Raw genomic sequence first — 17,226 nt, forward strand, 5'->3', positions numbered from 1 at the left:
TCATAGAGAGTATTACCGTAGAAAGGAATGGAACTGTTACCATCAGGTGGAGCTTTATGGAACCATTCATTTGTCCCTAATGAAACAGACGAATATGTATCCAGACTAGAGAAAAAGGCATTGGAACGGTTAAGAGCGGAATTAAAAAAGTATAGTATTTAATGAATAAAGCAGGGGCAACTCCAAGTCCCTGCTTTTAAGCTTGAACCAATTGGTTTAATTTGATACAATATAGGAATAAAATAGTAAAGGACAAGCTTTGTATGAATGAAGAGAAGAATCAAGAGGACATGGAAAAAGAGAAGATAAACTGGAAAAAAGAGATTTTTGACTGGGTGAAGATAATTCTGATGGCTTCTGCCATTGCATTTTTCCTGAATACATTTATCATTGCCAACAGCAGGGTACCGAGCGGCTCCATGGAGCGGACGATTATGACGGGAGACCGCCTGTTTGGATCACGGCTTGCCTATAAGTTTGGAGAAGATCCTCAAAGGGGTGATATAGTCATATTCGATCATGAGACTGGGCCTGGATCTCAGGAGACGCGTCTGGTGAAACGAATTATCGGACTTCCTGGTGAGACTGTGGATGTGCGGGAGAATAAAATCTATATCAATGGCTCAGAGACTCCTCTCGCAGAGCCATATCTGCCAGAACCGATGGAGACAAAAGACTTTCACTTTGAAGTGCCCAAAGGCTGCTATCTGATGTTTGGTGATAACAGGAATAACTCAGCAGATGCCAGATATTGGCCGGATCCTTATGTACCAGAGAATAAAATCCTGGCAAAAGTGCTCGTCCGGTATTACCCAGGGTTTAAGACGATTGAGTAGTAAGGGTTCCAAAACCTTTCGTGATGAATATATTAAAAGAAAAAAGGTAAGTTCAATGGCGTATGCGTGATATATTCATTTTAGTACTCGCTCTTTCTACGGACAGCTTTGTTGCCAGCCTTGCCTATGGGGCAAACCGGCTTCGTATTTCCTTTGCCAAGGTAATCGCGGTAAATTTAATATGCAGCGGATGCCTGGGAGCGGCTCTCATGTTTGGCAGCGTGCTGAATGGATTGGTTCCGGAAGCGTTTGCAAGAGGGCTTGGCTTTACCTGTCTGTTTTTTCTGGGGGCTATGAAGCTTCTTGATTTTGCCATCAAGAAATATATTAACAGTCATGTAAATGTCAGGAAGGATTTAACGTTTTCAATTTCTGGTCTGAGTATTATCATAAATATTTATGGAAATCCCATGGCAGCAGACTGGGATGAATCGAAATCCTTATCATGGAAGGAAACCGTTATGTTTTCCCTGGCCATGTCAATTGACAGTCTTGTGGCTGGAGGATTATCTGGATTTCTCATGATGCCTCCGGGCCTGACGGCATTTGTTTCGTTGCTTGTTGGAATTGTAGTAATGTATATCGGTCTCTTTTTGGGACATGAGCTATCGGCGCGAAAAGACTGGGATCTTTCCTGGGTCAGCGGACTTTTGTTTTTATTTCTCGCCTTTGGAAAGCTTTGAATGATAGAAAATGAGGTTTGGCTCTTTCAGAGTTAGACCTCATTTTCACTGGGAAAAACGTTATTTCGTATAGGAGAAAGATTCATGCAGTATACAATACCTCATTATTATCATAAATTTCATTGTGTAGCAGGAGATTGTACGGATACCTGCTGTGCTGGCTGGTCAATCATGATTGATGATCAGTCAAAAAAACGCTACTGGAGTCAAAAGGGTGGGTTTGGTCAGCGCTTAAAACAGTCCATAGACTGGAAAAACAGCTTTTTTAAGCAATGCGGCAAACGATGTGCTTTCTTAAACCGGGAAAATCTTTGTGATTTATACATAGAAGCTGGACCGGATATGCTATGCAAGACCTGCAGGGAATATCCAAGGCATACGGAGGAATATGAGGGGGTCAGGGAGATTTCCCTATCCATGTCCTGCGAGGAGGCGGCCAGGATCATACTTGGCACAAAGGAACCGGTTACCTTCCTGACGAAAGAGGACGAAAAAGAAGAAGTTTATCCTGATTTTGACTTTCTTCTCTTTACCAAGCTAACGGATGCCAGGGATCTCATAATTTCCTTTCTGCAAGACAGGAGATTTAGCTCCAGTCATCGAATGGCATTGGTATTGGGATTTGCCCATGATCTCCAAAGCAGGATCAGGACCGACCGCATGTGTGAAATTGACGGATTGCTGGAACGGTACCGGAAGGAATCCCTTCATTCGGTCGCTGAAAAAAAGCTTCTTGGCAGGAAAGCACAGACTGAAAGCCGTTTTCTAAAAATGAAGGAGCTGTTTTCCATCTTTCAGGAATGTGAGGTTCTGGATGCAGACTGGCCTCGGTATATCAGTACAATAAAAAGACTGTTGTTTGAAAAAGGGACAGCCTCTTATGAGGCGAATCGCAATGCATTTTTTCAGTACTTAAGGGAAAATCCGGAGAGAGAAGAGCAGTGGGAAATCTGGTGCGAGCAGCTTTTGGTTTATTTTGTATTTACCTATTTTTGCGGCTCTGTTTATGATGGACAACCTTATGGAAAGATAAAGCTGGCTGTGGTATGCACTCTGCTGATTCAGGAGATGGCACAGGCAACCTTTAAAATGAGGGAAGGAAGATTGGATTTTTCTGAATTTGTTCATTTCACCCACCGCTTTTCCAGAGAAGTGGAGCATTCCGATTTAAACTTAAATGCATTAGACCGGATATTTATAAGCGATCAGAGATTTGGGCTTTCATCCCTTCTTTCTGTTTTATAGGGGGAATTGAAATGAGTACGAAGGATAAAAAGAATCAGTTATACATCTTATTTTTGTTGGCTTGCTTTGGTATTTATTGCGTGATACTGTATGCTTTAACCGGTGGGCTGTGTGCGTTCCGGGGGTTACTGGGGATCCCCTGCCCTGGATGTGGAGGGTCAAGAGCCCTTCTCTCTCTGGCAAAAGGAAATATAAAACAATGTATCGAGCTTAATCCAGCTGCTCCTTTTGTATTTCTTTGCATCCTAAATGAAATACGTGTAACCTATATGAAAAAAGGCAATAAAAAGCTGGCTGGAATTTTGCTGTCAGCCAGTATTATAGGTTCTCTGATTTTGTATGTCGTCCGCATGAAACTTTATTTTCCTTACCGGGAGCCATATGTATTCTATCCCAATAGCTTACTAATGCGAATTTTAGAAAGTCTGCATTAAAAATACAGCTAAAATATACAATTCCAATTTATTGAATTATATGTTATAATTTGGATTGACATATTAATGTCAGATTTTACCAAGGAGGATTTGTATGGAGAACGATTACAACGTAAATAACCAGGAAAGTCAGTATTCAACTCAGATGGACCCAAACAAAAGCGTAATGACAATGGGAGAGTGGTTAATCACACTACTGATCATGTTAGTACCTTGTGTTAACATTATCATGATGTTAGTTTGGGCATTTGGCAATGGAAATGAGAATCGTAAGAATTTCTGCAGGGCGAATTTAATCATGCAGGTGATTCTGTCAGTACTTGGATTTATTTTATATGCTTTATTTGCCAGTATACTCATGGCATCTTTTGGCAGTTATTAAAAGAGGTCTTACGACCTCTTTTTTTTATACTAAAACTTAATATAAATTAGCAAAAAACGATGCAAACACCACCGTACAAAGCCCGGATGTAGCGATAGCAAGGCTGCTCATTGCCCCTTCGATTTCCCCTAGCTCCAGCGCCTTAGTAGTTCCTATGGCGTGGGCAGAAGAGCCGATGGCAATACCTACTGCAACCGGTTCCGTGATATGGAATACCTTACAGACAGTTTCGGCAATGATATTGCCAAGAATTCCTGTGATGATGATACTGGCAACGGTAATCGTAACAAATCCCTTCATCTCTTCAGAAATTCCCATGGCAATAGCAGTTGTAATGGATTTTGGCAAAAACGTCACGTACTCCTGATGATTGAGACCAAATACCATAGCAAGAAGCAGTACTGTGACCATGGTGGTGATGACCCCGGTCAAGGTTCCGGCTAAAATAGCCTTGGAATGTTTCTTAAGCAGTTCCATCTGACGATATAAGGGAATGGCGAGACAGATGGTAGCTGGGGTAAGAAGATAGCTGATATATTTTGCACTCTGGTTATATACCTCATATTGAATCTTAAATATAGAGAGCAGAGCCATAACGACCAGAATGGATATTAACAGTGGGTTAAAAAGAGGGGATTTAAACCTTCTTTTTAGTTGGATTCCTAATTCATAACCCAGAAGGCTGATAACAGCCCCGAAAAATAAAAAACCATTGATTGTATTACTCATGATCATCATCCTTTCCTTTTTTATCCATACGGATAAAAAACTGGGTGACTCTTCCCGTGATTACCATAACCAGAATAGTTGATACCAGGGTGATAACAATAAAAGGAACCAGCATAGAACCAAGAATCCCCCAGGAATCCAACAGTCCTACTGCCGCCGGTATAAACATAACTGGCATGATCTCAATCAGAAACATGCTGGCATCCTCTACCGCATTTAAAGGTATGAGTTTTGTTTTTAACCCAATTAACATAAGCAGCAAACCATAAATGCTGGCAGGAATGGGAAGAGAGATAAAAAGATGGATAATCTCTCCAATCAAGGAGATAAAAAGAATGATGCTGAATTGCCTTAAGTACCTCATAACTACGCCTCCTGCGTTTTTTGTCGAAATTTCAGCTAAGGATTATCCTAAACTTTTTTTTGACAGATGTCAAATGTATTTCGTGCACAAAAAAAATACTTGCATTCTTTAAAATCTGTGTTATACTTGTGTCGTTAAAAATAAATATGAAAGTCGCAGAGTAGACTAGTGTGCGTTAAGTGCTGAGTGAACAGGGAGTTGTCATTCGGACGAAAAGATTTTCTTGCGGTACACGAGTCGCATCCCGCTGCATCAGAAGATAAGTATTTTATATCTCCGGTTGTAGTCTGAGGTCTGCAAAGGAGGTATTTTTTTATGAAAAAATTCGCCACTTTGTTCACCGATTCTTACAAAGAGCTAAAGCATGTAAGAACCATCACCACTGCCGCCATGTTTGGCGCCCTGGCAATTATTCTTGGTATGTTCTCCATTGATTTTGGAAATTATATCAGAATTGGTTTTGCTTCCATACCAAATGGAATCATTTCCTACTTGTTTGGCCCGATTGTAGGCGGTCTGTTTTCAGGAAGTATGGATGTATTAAAGTACCTGTTAAAGCCCAATGGACCATTTTTCCCGGGCCTTACTATGGTAACTTTATTATCCGGTTTTATGTATGGCTGTTTTTACTATAAAAAGGCCATGACCTTAAAAAGGGTTCTCATCTCAAAGTTCATTGTGATGTTAATCTGCAATGTGATATTAAACACCATCTGCTTATCCATACTGTATGGAAAAGGATTTATGGTCATTCTCCCTGCAAGGGCATTAAAAAATCTTGTGATGTGGCCCATTGACTCCATGATTTTTTATACCCTGGTAAAAGCACTTGATACCATGGGAGTGTTTCAAATCATACAAAAAACAAAGGCCTCCAGAGCTAAATAATGAAAAAAAGGCCTGTTCTTTCTATAAGAAAGTACGGGTCTTTTTTTGCGGTTAACAGACAGTGGTCTGGTTATTTTGTATTATAAATGAACTATTGTTTTCATAAAGCTTGTATAAAATCCATGGACAGAAACTCTCTTTCATACTATAATCTAAAATATCCGTGTTTCAATTCTACGGATAAGGGGACAGTTATGATAATTTCAGGCGGTAGTCGATGGACTGCCCTCTATTGATAAACTTTTTTATAGGAGGAATGAACATGAGCGATTTAGATTGTACACATAATTGCAATAGTTGCGGCGAAAGCTGTCCAAGCAGGCAGGAAGGGCCTAAAAGCTTTCTTGAGCCGTTAAATCCTGCCAGCACAGTAAAAAAAGTAATTGGTATTGTCAGCGGAAAAGGTGGAGTCGGCAAATCACTGGTAACTACCATGATGGCAGTACGCATGAATTCCAAGGGCTATAAAACAGCCATCCTTGATGCAGATATCACAGGACCTTCCATTCCAAAAGCATTTGGTATTACGGATTCAGGAGTGGGAATGACGCCGAATGGGCTTATGATTCCAGCAACCACATCCACTGGTATTGAGGTGATGTCTGCCAATCTTGTTCTGGATCATGAGACAGATCCGGTCATCTGGAGAGGACCGGTCATTGCAGGAGCAGTAAAGCAGTTCTGGCAGGAAGCTCTTTGGGAAAATATCGATTATATGTTTGTAGATATGCCTCCTGGAACCGGTGATGTTCCACTGACCGTATTCCAGTCTCTGCCGGTAGATGGAATTCTTATTGTCACATCTCCTCAGGAGCTGGTTTCCATGATTGTTGCAAAGGCAGTCAATATGGCAAAGAAGATGAATGTCCCTATTCTGGGACTGGTCGAGAACATGAGCTACTTAAATTGTCCGGATTGCGGAAAAAAGATTTCAGTCTTTGGGGAGAGTCACATTGATGAAGTAGGAAAAACCCATGACCTCCCCATTTTAGCGAAAATCCCCATTGATCCTAAAATCGCATCTGCTGTGGATAGCGGTACGGTAGAATACTTAGAGGCACCATGGCTTGATGAAGCTGTTTTAGCGGCTGAGAAGGCTTAAGATTGTTTCTTAACATTGAGGTGACTATATGAATATAAGCATGAACCCTAATAGCGAATTGAACCAGTCAATTGTAAATGTACCGAATCTCGTTCAGGTTCCAGATCCTTTGATTAAGCAGGCTTACCAGTTTCAGGAAGCTATGATGATGTATACCTGTGCCATCCGGGAGCTGAAAACGAAATTAGAGGTTTTAAATGACGAATTGTCTGTGAGAAACTCCAGAAACCCCATTGAGCTTGTGAAATCCAGAGTGAAGAAGCCCATCAGCATTGTGGAAAAGCTGCAGCGCAGAGGTCTTCCTGTCTCGCTGGAATCCATGATGGAAAATTTAGATGATGTGGCAGGAATCCGGGTCATCTGCTCCTTTCTTGATGACATATACGCGGTGGCAGAGATGCTGACAAGACAGGATGACGTCCATATCATTGCAATTAAGGATTATATCCGTCACCCTAAGGCCAATGGCTACCGCAGTTACCATATGATTGTGGAAATTCCAGTATTTTTCTCGGACCAGAAGAAGTGGATGCGGGTAGAGGTCCAGATACGTACCATTGCCATGGATTTTTGGGCAAGCCTTGACCATCAGCTGAAGTACAAAAAAGAGGTGGAAGCAAATTCTGAGGAGATTAGTACGGAGCTTCGGGAATGTGCAGAGGTGATAGCAAATACGGATGAGCGGATGTTAAATATTAGAAAAAAGATTGAAGCTCAAGAGATTGCCATAAGAAAATAAACATAGAAAAGACCCTGAGACTGCAAACTGGCTATTCGCCATGGTTGTCTCAGGGTCTTTTATTTTGCTGTTTTATGGTTTTAGAGGCAGGGTTACCGTAAATATGGTCCCCTCAGGCTGGCTGCTGGTCACGCTGATTTTACCTTTATGACAATCTATTATCGTTTTTGCAATGGAAAGTCCAAGACCATATCCTCCCTCTTTTCTTACTCTTGATTTATCTGTCCGGTAAAAGCGTTCAAAGATATGCTGCTGTTCCTCCAGTGGAATAATCTCACCAGAATTACAAACGGTTAAAGCAGCCAGGTGGCTTGCTTTTTTTAGCCCAATAGAAACAGTACCACCTTTTCCAGCATATTTACAGGCATTATCAAGAAGTATGGTAACAACCTGCTTAAGCTGGGATTCATACCCGGAAAGAATGATATCAGGTTCGATTTCGTTCACCAGTTCCACCTTATTTTCAAAGGCAATGGATTCAAAGATAAGAGTGCTTTTTAAAACCAGGTCGCTGAAATCAATGGACGAAATTTCTGCCGGCCTTTCATTGCCTGCTCCAGCGTCGGAACGGGCAAGAAACAGGAGGTTTTCCACCAGTTGTTTCATACTGGTAGCTTCTTCCTTTGTGTTGTTCAGCCATTTATTCTGTTCCCTGACAGTAGACTGGGGGTGAGTAGATATAATATCCAGATTTGCCAGGATTACAGTCAGAGGAGTTTTCAGCTCATGGGAGGCGTCTGCAATAAACTGATTCTGCTGATGCCAGGCAGCCTCAACTGGTCTTAGGGCAAGACGGGAGAGATACAGACTCAGCATGAGAAATAGGAATACGGCCCCCATAAAAAGCATGATACAGTTGATCGTAAGAGTCTTGATGTTGTTAATCTCGTAGCTTTGATCTGCAAAAATAATTTTTGTGCCTTCCGGAGTTTCTGCCTTTAGAAAACGAAGGGAATAGTCTGGAAGAACTCCCTGAGTAAGCTCCGTGGAATCCGCCATTTGAATTAAGGTAGAGGCAAGCTCTGTTGTAACTGTAATGTTGTTTTGCTCTATGGCCCTTATGGTGTGATCAGAATTTAAAGTAACGACAAAAGAGGGAATAGGAGGTGGTGGGGGTTGCTTTTTGTGCCTCCCAGGTTCCAATTTAAATGGCGGTGGGAATCGATCCCTTTCCATGGATTGAATCATAGCCATCTCTGTCTGCCGGACCAGGCGGTTGGAAGCAAAAAAATAAAAAAGTCCTATGACAGCCAAAAGAATACTTGCTACGCAAGTCATATTAATGATGATAAATTTCCATCTTAATTTTCGTATCATCTGGGTCCCTCCAGTCGATAACCTACTTTTCGTATGGTGTTTATCTCTACTTGAGAGCCGACAAAAGAGAGTTTTTTACGTAAAAATGAGATGTAGGCTTCAACGTTATTATCTTCAGCGTCAGAATCATTGCCCCATACTCTGGCTATTAAGGTATCCTTTGAGATAATCTTACCAGAGTTGCTCATAAGTAATTTTAAAACCTCAAACTCCTTAAAAGCCAGATGAATGGATTTTTCTCTACAGCATAAATCATTGGAGGATAAATCAAGGGAAAGATCTCCAAACACCATTTCATCAAGAAATACATCTCCCTGCCGGCGGGAAAGGGCCCTGATCCGAGCAAGAAGCTCTTCTGGAATAAAGGGCTTTGTTAAGTAATCGTCGGCTCCTTTATCAAGACCTTTGACCTTATCGCTGGTATCATCCCGTGCAGTCAGAAGGAGAACTGGTGTTTTGATTCTGGATTCTCTTAGCTTTTGTACAATCTGAAAGCCGTTCATTCCTGGCAGCATGACATCCAGTATAATCACATCGTACTCATTTGACAGGCCATAATAAAGGCCGTCAGTTCCATCATTAACAATATCTGTATGATAATTTTGTTCCTTCATGATCTGTCCCAATGCGTCAGCGAGCCTGATTTCATCCTCCACAATCAATACTTTCATGCGTTTCCCTTCTTTCCATCATGATATAGACTGAAACCTATTATAAACAATCCTTTGATTTTAAGCAAATTAACCTTTTCATTATAAAAAAGAAAGCTGAAATTATACTGAAATATCTTCCTATGGTAATATTATGCCATTTCAGGTTAATTTCAGTTAACAGTCACATTTCTGACATAGGAGTCTGTTAAAATTGGAAAGAGTTTCAGACTGGAAAGGAGAATTTTACATGCACGGACAAAGAATGGCAGCCGCCCTGGCTGTTGTAATGGCAGCAACGGCAGTCAACCCCATGATTACCCATGCTTCCGCAGGTTTTGATTTAAGAAAAAAGGTGGTTGGACTATCCGGGATCATGAATACGGGAAATATAAATATGAAGGTAACGCGAGGGGAATTTGCCGGTATGCTTGTCAATGCTTCTTCCTATCGGAGCACAGTTGGCAGTACCAGTAATACTTCTGTGTTCGCAGATGTGCCAAGGGACCATGAATATGCATCTTCCATACGGATCGCATCAGAACAGGGATTCATGAATGGATATCTGGGAGGTAATTTTAAGCCCGAGGAATACATAACGCTTCAGGAAGCGGTAAAAGGAGTGTTAGGACTTTTAGAATACAAAAACTCCGATTTTACAGGAGATCAGACGGGATCCAGAATGTCGAAGTATCATTTTCTTGAGCTGGATGATGGCTTAAACAAAGAAGCGTCGGAGCTCATGACAAAGGAAGACTGTGTGAATCTCTTTTACAATCTGCTTAAAACGGATACAAAATCAGGAACCATGTTTGGCAAGAGTCTGGACTGTGAACTGACTTCCGATGGAGAGATCAATCCATTTTCCATGGTGGATAACAGCGTGAAGGGACCAAGGGTGGTTAACAGCAAGAGCAGGCTGAAATCATATCTGCCCTTTGATCTCAGTGATGCCAATATCTATTTAGATGGAGATCCGGTTAAAAATTCCAGTGATGCCATTACCACTGCCTTTGACAGCACGGATGGTGTTTTGGTCTATTACCATACACTTTCTAAAACGGTATGGCTTTATACGGTGGGGAATGAAAATGAAAGCGGGCGGTCTGCTGTGTTAGGAGAAATCACCAATGTGGTTTACAATTCCACAGATTTAATGACACCCACCGCAATTATTCTTGATGATGGCAACACTTATGTACTTACCAGCACGGAGATGCAGTTTGCATTTTCTTCCTATGGAGATCTTCGGGTAGGAGATTCTGTAAATCTGGTATATACACTGTCCGAGGATGCAGAAGGAAATCAGACCAGAACAGTAGTTGACTATATTGAAGATTGACAGGAGAAAACAGAATGAAAAATAAGAAAAAACTTCTGATCCTTCTGATCGTGGTGCTTTTGGCTTTTGGTGGAATCGTTGGCTTCCTCATGATGAATAAGTCAAAGAATGCTTCCGCTAAGGCCAAGAGCATACAGACAGCAACGGTTTCCAAGCGAGATATTACATCTGAACTTTCTTCCTCAGGGACGATTTCTCCTAAGGATACGTATGACATCACTTCACTGGCGGAAGGGGAAGTGACAGCCGCCGAGTTTGAGGAAGGGGATGTGGTAGAAAAGGGACAGGTGCTTTACCGGATCGATACCTCCTCCATGGAATCTCAGATATCATCTGCCAATAATTCTCTGGAACGTTCCCAGGAAAGCTATCAGAATGCACTGGAGGATTATAATACAGCGTTGTCTGATTATAGCGGAAATACGTATAAAGCTACAGAAAACGGATTTATCAAAACCCTTTCCATCAAAGATGGAGACAAAGTGAGCAATGGTACGGAAATAGCTGCAATCTATGATGACAAAACGATGAAACTAAAGGTTCCATTCCTTTCGGCAGAAGCAGCTCAGATCTTGTCTGGCAACGGAGCGATCCTGACCCTCACCGATACGGGAGAACAGATCAATGGAGTGGTTACCTCGGTCAGCAATATGGATGTTACTTTAACAGGCGGACGTATTGTGCGGTATGTCACCATAGAGGTTGCAAATCCCGGGGGCATTACCTCGGAAACAGCTGCAACGGCTCTCGTGGGCAATTTTGTAAGCAGTATGGAAGCGACCTTTGAACCCAGGCTTGAAACTACCATGAAGGCAGATATATCCTCCACGGTTGAAATACAGAAACTGCTTGTAAAGGAAGGCGACTACGTAACAAAAGGGACCCCAATATTCTCCATAGAAAGCAAATCTGCTGATAAATTACTGCGAACCTATAAGGATTCCCTGGACAAAGCTCAGGAAAGTCTGGAATCCGCAAAAAGCAAGCTTGAAAGCACTCAGGATACTTATGATAACTATACCGTTACCGCACCCATTTCAGGGAAGGTCATAAAAAAAACAGTAAAAGTCGGAGATAAAATATCAAAGAGCACCACCGGAAACACAGTACTTGCAGTCATTTATGATATGTCCAATTATACGTTTGAGATGTTAGTGGATGAACTTGATGTGAAATCTGTAAAAGCAGGCCAAAACGTCAATATTACTGCGGATGCAGTATCCGGTAAGACATTTTCCGGGACTGTGACAAATGTCAGTCTGCAAAGCTCTACCTCTAACGGTGTTACGAATTATCCTGTTACCGTTACGCTTAACGATGGGCTTGATGAACTTCTTCCAGGTATGAACGTAGATGGTGTCATTATTCTTGATGAGGCAAAGGATGTCATCGCCATTCCTGCTGATTCATTGATGAGAGGCAATACCGTCTATGTAAAAGATGATTCCGTGAAAGAAAAGATTGGAAATGTACCTGCCGGTTTTCGCAGTGTGGAAGTTAGCGCAGGCCTGATCAGTAAAGATTATGTTGAGATTAAAAGCGGACTCACAGAGGGAGAGGAAGTATACGTAGTACCATCCTCTGTAGAAAAGACTCAGAATAACATGATGCCAGGCGGTATGGGCGGTATGCCAGGCGGCGGATTCGGCGGCGGATCTGGTGGCGGTGGCGGCAATCGTAGTACCGGCGGCAATCGTAACACCGGCGGCAATCGTACCGGCGGATGATAAATAGAGTAAGCAGGAGACATAAATATGGCGGAACCTTTGATTGAATTAAAAGATATATATAAGATTTATCAATTGGGCGGTGAGGAAGTCCGTGCAAGCGACGGAGTTACTCTGACCATTTGCAGAGGAGAGTTTGTAGCCATTGTAGGAAAATCAGGTAGCGGTAAATCCACTCTTATGAATATCATTGGCGCTCTTGATGTACCAAGCTCCGGCTCCTATTATCTGGGGGGTGAGGATGTGGGAAATATGGGGGATCATCAGCTGGCTAAGGTACGAAATAAGATGATCGGTTTTATTTTTCAGCAATACAATCTGCTTCCCAAATTAAATCTCTTAGAGAATGTGGAGCTTCCTCTGCTTTATTCCGGAATTGGTACGGAGGAGAGGAAAGAAAAGGCAATGGAATCTTTAAGGAGAGTGGGGCTGGAGGAAAAATGGAGAAACCTTCCAAATCAGCTTTCCGGCGGTCAGCAGCAAAGAGTATCCATTGCCCGTGCCCTGGCTGGAAGTCCTTCCCTTATTTTGGCGGATGAGCCTACAGGTGCTCTCGATTCCAAGACCAGCCGGGATGTACTGGACTTTTTAAAGCAGCTGAACAAGGAAGGCAATACAATTGTTATAATTACCCACGACAGCACCATAGCCATGGAGGCGGAACGGGTAGTAAGGGTACACGATGGAAAGATTAATTTTGATGGAGACGTAAATGAATATTCTGCAATCCTTTAAAATGGCCATAAAAAGCATATGGGGAAACAAACTGCGTTCCTTTCTTACCATGCTGGGAATTATTATAGGAGTGGCCTCTGTTATCATACTGGTCAGCCTGGTAAACGGCCAAATGAATTATATGACAGAACAGTTCTCCAGTATGGGAACAAACCAGATCAATGTAAATGTATCAAATCTTTCCTCAAGATCCGTTACTGTAGATGAAATGTATGAGTTCTATGAAAAGAATCAGGATCTCTTCTCTCAGATGACGCCTAAGATTTCCATCACCGGTACCATTAAAAACGGGACGGAAACCCTGACGGATACAACGGTGACCGGCGTCAGTGAGCAGTATCTGGAAATGAAGGATCAGACACTGGAATCTGGAAGGTTTCTTCAGTTTTCCGACATTTTGTCACGGCAAAAGGTAGTTGTGGCAGGCTATTATGTGGCCTGGGATTTGTTTGGAGGCGTGGATAAGGCCATTGGGGAAACCTTAAAAATTGATGGTGTCAGCTATAAGATTGTGGGAGTCATTTCAAGACAGAATGAGGATGAGCTGGAGGCTGGTGGCTCCGATGATGTTTTATATCTTCCTTACAGCAGTGCAGTCAGGCAGACCAATAGTGCCAATGTAAACAGCTATGTGTTTTCCACTGCAGATACAGATCATACAACCCAGGCTAAAAATGCAATTAACTCATTTTTGATGGGTATCTTTAAAGACCAGGATTTGTTTCGGGTTTCTGCGATGAGTGAGCTTTTGGATTCGTTAAATTCCATCATGTCCATGATGTCCATGATGCTTGGGGGAATTGCCTCAATCTCTCTGTTGGTAGCCGGAGTTGGAGTTATGAATATCATGCTGGTATCCGTAACAGAACGAACCAGGGAAATTGGAATCCGAAAGGCTCTTGGCGCTCAAAAACGAAATATTATGCAGCAGTTTGTGATAGAAGCGGCAGTGACAAGCTCTCTGGGAGGTGTCATCGGAATCGTAGTGGGTTCCATAGCCACCACAATTATCAGCAGCTTTATGGGCCTGAATGCGACCCCGACCCCAGGGGCTGTCTTAATCTCCTTCAGTGTTTCTGTAGGAATCGGTCTGGTCTTTGGATATATGCCTGCAAACCGGGCGGCTAAGTTAAATCCAATTGATGCCTTGCGCAGTGAATAAGAATTGAATATTTCCTTGCAAATACAGCATAAGAATGATACTATTTGCATAGTAACAAAAGGAGTAACTCATCATGGGTTACTCCTTAAATGCATTTAAAATATAGAGAGCAGGGAAGGCAGAAATCATGAAGGTTATTGATATGCATTGCGATACGATTTCAGAATTGTTCTATCGAAGAGAAGCTGGAAAGGCTTACTCACTGTTGAAAAATGATTGCCACATTGATTTAGAACGGATGAAAAAGGGAGATTACTGCTTGCAGAATTTCGCGCTGTTCACAGAATTAACAAAGCATGAACGTCCCTTTGAATACTGTATGAAGCTGGTGGACCTTTTTTATACGGAGATTGCAAAGCATGAAGATTTGATTGGTGTGGTCACCTGTTATGAGGATATTGAAAGAAACAGAAAGGAAGGGAAAATGTCGGCTCTCCTCACCATAGAAGAGGGGGGCGTCTGCCAGGGGGAGATTGCATTTTTAAGGAATTTCTACCGCCTTGGTGTTCGTATGATGACATTGACCTGGAACCATAAGAATGAATTGGCAAGTCCTAACCGCATCTGGCAGGAACATGGAGAAGCCTTTTTTGAACCGGATACAGAACATGGTCTGACGGAAAAAGGGATAGAATTCGTAAATGAGATGGAGGCTCTAGGCATGATCGTGGATGTCTCTCATTTATCGGATGCCGGTATCGAGGATGTATTCCGTTATACGAAAAAGCCGTTTGTGGCAAGTCATTCCAACGCAAGAACGGTAGCTTCCAATCCCAGAAATTTAACGGACGATATGATACGGCGGCTTTCTGAGCGAGGAGGTGTTGCTGGTCTTAATTACTGCGCTGCCTTCTTATATGACTGGAAAAAGGAAGATACCGTCTTAAGCCGTGTGGAGCATATGATTGCCCATATCAAGCACATGAAGCAGGTTGGAGGCATCCAGTGCATCGGACTGGGATCTGATTTTGATGGTATCGGGGGAGAATTGGAGATGAAGTCTCCGGAAGATCTGCCCATCCTGGAAGCAGCCATGAATAAAGCAGGCTTTACAGAGGGCGAAATTGAAGCTGTATTTTACAAAAACGTGCTTCGGGTTTATGAGGAAATCTTACACTAAATAAAAATTTACAAATATTTTACCTTTCAGCGCATGATACTTTACATAGATTTGATATAGTACTTACAAGACATGCCGTAAGATCAGGGGGAATACTATGTCGATGGAAGATATACAGATGTTAATTAAATTCCTTGGAGGACTTGGAATCTTTCTTTATGGAATCGACCGAATGGGAGATGGGCTTCAAAAAACGGCTGGACATAAAATGCAGCAGCTTTTAGGAGCCCTGACTGACAATCCGGTCATGGGAATTTTACTTGGGACCGGGATTACCGCCATTATTCTCAGCAGCAATGCTACCACCATTATGGTGGTGGGATTCGTCAATGCCGGGATATTAAACCTGTCACAGGCAGTGGGAATCATTATGGGAGCCAATGTGGGAACGACCGTATCCAGCTGGATCGTATCCATGAATGAATGGGGAGAGCTGTTAAAGCCAGAGCTTTTTTCTCCCATTCTGATCGTATCAGGAGCCATGATCCGTTATCTCTCCAGAAACGGAAAAGCAAAACAGGCAGGTGAAATTCTGGTGGGATTTGGACTCCTTTTCATTGGACTTGGTTTTATGTCTGACGCCGCTTCTGCCTATCGCACCAATAAAGAACTTTTAAATATTCTTACTGATCTGGGCAGGCATCCTCTGCTTGGTATCCTGACAGGACTTTTTGTTACGGTACTGATTCAAAGCTCCACAGTATCTGTAGGTGTTTTACAGGTCCTGGCCCTAAACGGGATGATCAGCTGGCAAACCGCTGTTTTCATTAATTTAGGACAAAATATTGGTTCCTGTGCGGCTGCACTAAGGTCTAGTATTGGAGCGAACCCAACGGCGAAAAGGGCGGCAGTCATTCATCTTCTTTTTAATACCATTGGTGCCGTTATTTTTGGGACAGCCATGGTTTTGATATTCCGGTTGAATACGCAACTTGCGGATTCTCCTGTCACCAGTGTTGGAATCTCCATTTTTCATACGGTTTTTAATGTAAGTAACACCATTCTCCTGTTTCCGTTTGCTGGACTTTTGGTCAAAGCCTCTGGTATTCTTATTAGAGAAGGATCATCAGCCAGTGGTTGTTCTCTGGATTCCAAGGATGAGATGAAGCGCCATCTGGACAACCGAATTCTTGATACACCTTCCTTTGCCATTGAAAGCGTGACTCATGAAGTGGTAAATATGGGGCTTGCGGCTCTTAAAAACTTTGATATGGCAGCACGTGTCCTTTTGACGGATGACGGCAGCCATGCCAGCCAGGTGAAAAAAATGGAACAAAAAATTGATGATTATGAAAAAATCATCACAGACTATCTTATAAAGATCAGCAATCAGTCTTTGAATGAAGAGCAGCACTTAATTGTAAAAAATCTTTTTTATACGGTCAGTGATTTTGAGCGTATCAGCGATCATTGTGAAAATCTCTCAGAGCTGGCACTGGAAAAGACCAAAAGAAACATTGTGTTTTCTAAAGAGGGGGATAATGAGCTTAAGGAGATGTTTCACTCCGTCCGTTCTTCTCTGGAGCACGCTATAAAAGCAAGAGCCTCTTCCGATATGTCTGAGGTCCGTGCCGTTGTCCGAAGCGAAGAGCTTGTGGACAACTTAGAGGAAGAGTTCAGGGAGCGCCATATCCTTCGGCTGGCGTCGAAAGCCTGTAAACCAGAAAACGGGGTCATATATTTAGATGCTTTAAATAATTTGGAACGCATATCAGACCATGCTCATAATATTGCAGGTTTTGTCAGAGATGAAATGTAAGGAAAGGGAGAT

The 17,226-nt window shown here is 42.3% G+C and carries 18 protein-coding genes and 1 riboswitch; of the genes, 14 read left to right on the forward strand and 4 right to left on the reverse strand.

Annotation, left to right across the window (positions count from 1 at the left end):
• The first annotated feature begins 263 nt into the window (after nucleotides 1-263).
• From lepB to T546_RS0108360, 5 genes are all read left to right on the forward strand, one after another.
• Nucleotides 264-836, forward strand: coding sequence for a signal peptidase I (gene lepB, locus T546_RS0108340; protein ID WP_051629686.1), 573 nt, complete (start codon nucleotides 264-266; stop codon nucleotides 834-836).
• 62 nt (nucleotides 837-898) lie between these two features.
• Nucleotides 899-1,519: a manganese efflux pump gene (locus tag T546_RS0108345; RefSeq protein WP_026891215.1), complete on the forward strand. Its 621-nt coding sequence runs from the start codon at nucleotides 899-901 to the stop codon at nucleotides 1,517-1,519.
• A gap of 84 nt (nucleotides 1,520-1,603) precedes the next feature.
• Nucleotides 1,604-2,764 (forward strand): flagellin lysine-N-methylase, encoded by a 1,161-nt coding sequence (gene fliB / locus T546_RS0108350; protein WP_026891216.1) that lies wholly within the window; start codon nucleotides 1,604-1,606, stop codon nucleotides 2,762-2,764.
• Nucleotides 2,765-2,775: 11 nt separating this feature from the next.
• Nucleotides 2,776-3,198 carry a DUF2752 domain-containing protein gene (locus tag T546_RS0108355; RefSeq protein ID WP_026891217.1) on the forward strand — a complete coding sequence of 141 codons (423 nt, stop codon included), beginning with the start codon at nucleotides 2,776-2,778 and terminating at the stop codon, nucleotides 3,196-3,198.
• Between the two features lie 94 nt (nucleotides 3,199-3,292).
• Entirely contained in the window at nucleotides 3,293-3,580 is a 288-nt protein-coding gene (locus tag T546_RS0108360; RefSeq protein WP_242842209.1) for a hypothetical protein, read from the forward strand.
• A gap of 36 nt (nucleotides 3,581-3,616) precedes the next feature.
• Here T546_RS0108360 and T546_RS0108365 read toward each other — a convergent pair whose 3' ends face one another.
• Both T546_RS0108365 and T546_RS0108370 read right to left on the reverse strand, forming a co-directional pair.
• On the reverse strand, nucleotides 3,617-4,309 hold the full coding sequence (locus T546_RS0108365) for an LrgB family protein (protein ID WP_026891219.1): 693 nt from the start codon (nucleotides 4,307-4,309) through the stop codon (nucleotides 3,617-3,619).
• Nucleotides 4,302-4,673, reverse strand: a complete 372-nt coding sequence (locus tag T546_RS0108370; RefSeq protein ID WP_026891220.1) for a CidA/LrgA family protein — start codon at nucleotides 4,671-4,673, stop codon at nucleotides 4,302-4,304. Before T546_RS0108370 ends, T546_RS0108365 begins: the two co-directional genes overlap by 8 nt.
• Nucleotides 4,674-4,827: 154 nt before the next feature.
• Nucleotides 4,828-4,925, forward strand: a riboswitch (THF riboswitch).
• A 63-nt stretch (nucleotides 4,926-4,988) separates the two neighbouring features.
• Between T546_RS0108370 and T546_RS0108375 the strand changes: the two genes are divergently transcribed.
• The 3 genes from T546_RS0108375 (at nucleotide 4,989) to T546_RS0108385 (ending at nucleotide 7,402) form a co-directional block, all read left to right on the forward strand.
• Complete coding sequence (locus T546_RS0108375) at nucleotides 4,989-5,561, forward strand: folate family ECF transporter S component (protein ID WP_026891221.1); 573 nt, start codon at nucleotides 4,989-4,991, stop codon at nucleotides 5,559-5,561.
• Between the two features lie 262 nt (nucleotides 5,562-5,823).
• On the forward strand, nucleotides 5,824-6,663 hold the full coding sequence (locus T546_RS0108380) for an Mrp/NBP35 family ATP-binding protein (RefSeq protein ID WP_024836024.1): 840 nt from the start codon (nucleotides 5,824-5,826) through the stop codon (nucleotides 6,661-6,663).
• 28 nt (nucleotides 6,664-6,691) lie between these two features.
• Nucleotides 6,692-7,402 carry a GTP pyrophosphokinase gene (locus T546_RS0108385; protein WP_026891222.1) on the forward strand — a complete coding sequence of 237 codons (711 nt, stop codon included), beginning with the start codon at nucleotides 6,692-6,694 and terminating at the stop codon, nucleotides 7,400-7,402.
• Nucleotides 7,403-7,474: 72 nt separating this feature from the next.
• Here T546_RS0108385 and T546_RS0108390 read toward each other — a convergent pair whose 3' ends face one another.
• On the reverse strand, nucleotides 7,475-8,719 hold the full coding sequence (locus tag T546_RS0108390) for a sensor histidine kinase (protein ID WP_026891223.1): 1,245 nt from the start codon (nucleotides 8,717-8,719) through the stop codon (nucleotides 7,475-7,477).
• A complete protein-coding gene (locus tag T546_RS0108395; protein ID WP_026891224.1) occupies nucleotides 8,716-9,390 on the reverse strand; it encodes a response regulator transcription factor in 675 nt (224 codons plus the stop codon). Before T546_RS0108395 ends, T546_RS0108390 begins: the two co-directional genes overlap by 4 nt.
• A gap of 229 nt (nucleotides 9,391-9,619) precedes the next feature.
• Between T546_RS0108395 and T546_RS0108400 the strand changes: the two genes are divergently transcribed.
• The 6 genes from T546_RS0108400 (at nucleotide 9,620) to T546_RS0108425 (ending at nucleotide 17,214) form a co-directional block, all read left to right on the forward strand.
• On the forward strand, nucleotides 9,620-10,711 hold the full coding sequence (locus tag T546_RS0108400) for an S-layer homology domain-containing protein (protein ID WP_026891225.1): 1,092 nt from the start codon (nucleotides 9,620-9,622) through the stop codon (nucleotides 10,709-10,711).
• Nucleotides 10,712-10,725: 14 nt separating this feature from the next.
• Nucleotides 10,726-12,438, forward strand: a complete 1,713-nt coding sequence (locus T546_RS23135) for an HlyD family efflux transporter periplasmic adaptor subunit (protein ID WP_051629688.1) — start codon at nucleotides 10,726-10,728, stop codon at nucleotides 12,436-12,438.
• 27 nt (nucleotides 12,439-12,465) lie between these two features.
• On the forward strand, nucleotides 12,466-13,173 hold the full coding sequence (locus T546_RS0108410; RefSeq protein WP_026891226.1) for an ABC transporter ATP-binding protein: 708 nt from the start codon (nucleotides 12,466-12,468) through the stop codon (nucleotides 13,171-13,173).
• Nucleotides 13,157-14,335: an ABC transporter permease gene (locus tag T546_RS0108415; protein WP_026891227.1), complete on the forward strand. Its 1,179-nt coding sequence runs from the start codon at nucleotides 13,157-13,159 to the stop codon at nucleotides 14,333-14,335. The genes T546_RS0108410 and T546_RS0108415 overlap by 17 nt, the downstream gene beginning before the upstream one ends.
• Nucleotides 14,336-14,462: 127 nt before the next feature.
• Nucleotides 14,463-15,455 carry a dipeptidase gene (locus T546_RS0108420; protein ID WP_026891228.1) on the forward strand — a complete coding sequence of 331 codons (993 nt, stop codon included), beginning with the start codon at nucleotides 14,463-14,465 and terminating at the stop codon, nucleotides 15,453-15,455.
• A 97-nt stretch (nucleotides 15,456-15,552) separates the two neighbouring features.
• On the forward strand, nucleotides 15,553-17,214 hold the full coding sequence (locus tag T546_RS0108425; RefSeq protein ID WP_026891229.1) for a Na/Pi cotransporter family protein: 1,662 nt from the start codon (nucleotides 15,553-15,555) through the stop codon (nucleotides 17,212-17,214).
• Nucleotides 17,215-17,226 lie beyond the last annotated feature (12 nt).

Source organism: [Clostridium] aerotolerans DSM 5434 (assembly GCF_000687555.1).
Lineage (GTDB): Bacteria > Bacillota > Clostridia > Lachnospirales > Lachnospiraceae > Lacrimispora > Lacrimispora aerotolerans.

What these genes read in the sequence shown, in the direction of transcription:
- lepB (WP_051629686.1), top strand. Translation starts at nt 264, where the DNA reads ATGAATGAAGAGAAGAATCAAGAGGACATGGAAAAAGAGAAGATAAAC.
- T546_RS0108345 (WP_026891215.1), top strand. Translation starts at nt 899, where the DNA reads ATGCGTGATATATTCATTTTAGTACTCGCTCTTTCTACGGACAGCTTT.
- fliB (WP_026891216.1), top strand. Translation starts at nt 1,604, where the DNA reads ATGCAGTATACAATACCTCATTATTATCATAAATTTCATTGTGTAGCA.
- T546_RS0108355 (WP_026891217.1), top strand. Translation starts at nt 2,776, where the DNA reads ATGAGTACGAAGGATAAAAAGAATCAGTTATACATCTTATTTTTGTTG.
- T546_RS0108360 (WP_242842209.1), top strand. Translation starts at nt 3,293, where the DNA reads ATGGAGAACGATTACAACGTAAATAACCAGGAAAGTCAGTATTCAACT.
- T546_RS0108365 (WP_026891219.1), bottom strand. Translation starts at nt 4,309, where the DNA reads ATGAGTAATACAATCAATGGTTTTTTATTTTTCGGGGCTGTTATCAGC.
- T546_RS0108370 (WP_026891220.1), bottom strand. Translation starts at nt 4,673, where the DNA reads ATGAGGTACTTAAGGCAATTCAGCATCATTCTTTTTATCTCCTTGATT.
- T546_RS0108375 (WP_026891221.1), top strand. Translation starts at nt 4,989, where the DNA reads ATGAAAAAATTCGCCACTTTGTTCACCGATTCTTACAAAGAGCTAAAG.
- T546_RS0108380 (WP_024836024.1), top strand. Translation starts at nt 5,824, where the DNA reads ATGAGCGATTTAGATTGTACACATAATTGCAATAGTTGCGGCGAAAGC.
- T546_RS0108385 (WP_026891222.1), top strand. Translation starts at nt 6,692, where the DNA reads ATGAATATAAGCATGAACCCTAATAGCGAATTGAACCAGTCAATTGTA.
- T546_RS0108390 (WP_026891223.1), bottom strand. Translation starts at nt 8,719, where the DNA reads ATGATACGAAAATTAAGATGGAAATTTATCATCATTAATATGACTTGC.
- T546_RS0108395 (WP_026891224.1), bottom strand. Translation starts at nt 9,390, where the DNA reads ATGAAAGTATTGATTGTGGAGGATGAAATCAGGCTCGCTGACGCATTG.
- T546_RS0108400 (WP_026891225.1), top strand. Translation starts at nt 9,620, where the DNA reads ATGCACGGACAAAGAATGGCAGCCGCCCTGGCTGTTGTAATGGCAGCA.
- T546_RS23135 (WP_051629688.1), top strand. Translation starts at nt 10,726, where the DNA reads ATGAAAAATAAGAAAAAACTTCTGATCCTTCTGATCGTGGTGCTTTTG.
- T546_RS0108410 (WP_026891226.1), top strand. Translation starts at nt 12,466, where the DNA reads ATGGCGGAACCTTTGATTGAATTAAAAGATATATATAAGATTTATCAA.
- T546_RS0108420 (WP_026891228.1), top strand. Translation starts at nt 14,463, where the DNA reads ATGAAGGTTATTGATATGCATTGCGATACGATTTCAGAATTGTTCTAT.
- T546_RS0108425 (WP_026891229.1), top strand. Translation starts at nt 15,553, where the DNA reads ATGTCGATGGAAGATATACAGATGTTAATTAAATTCCTTGGAGGACTT.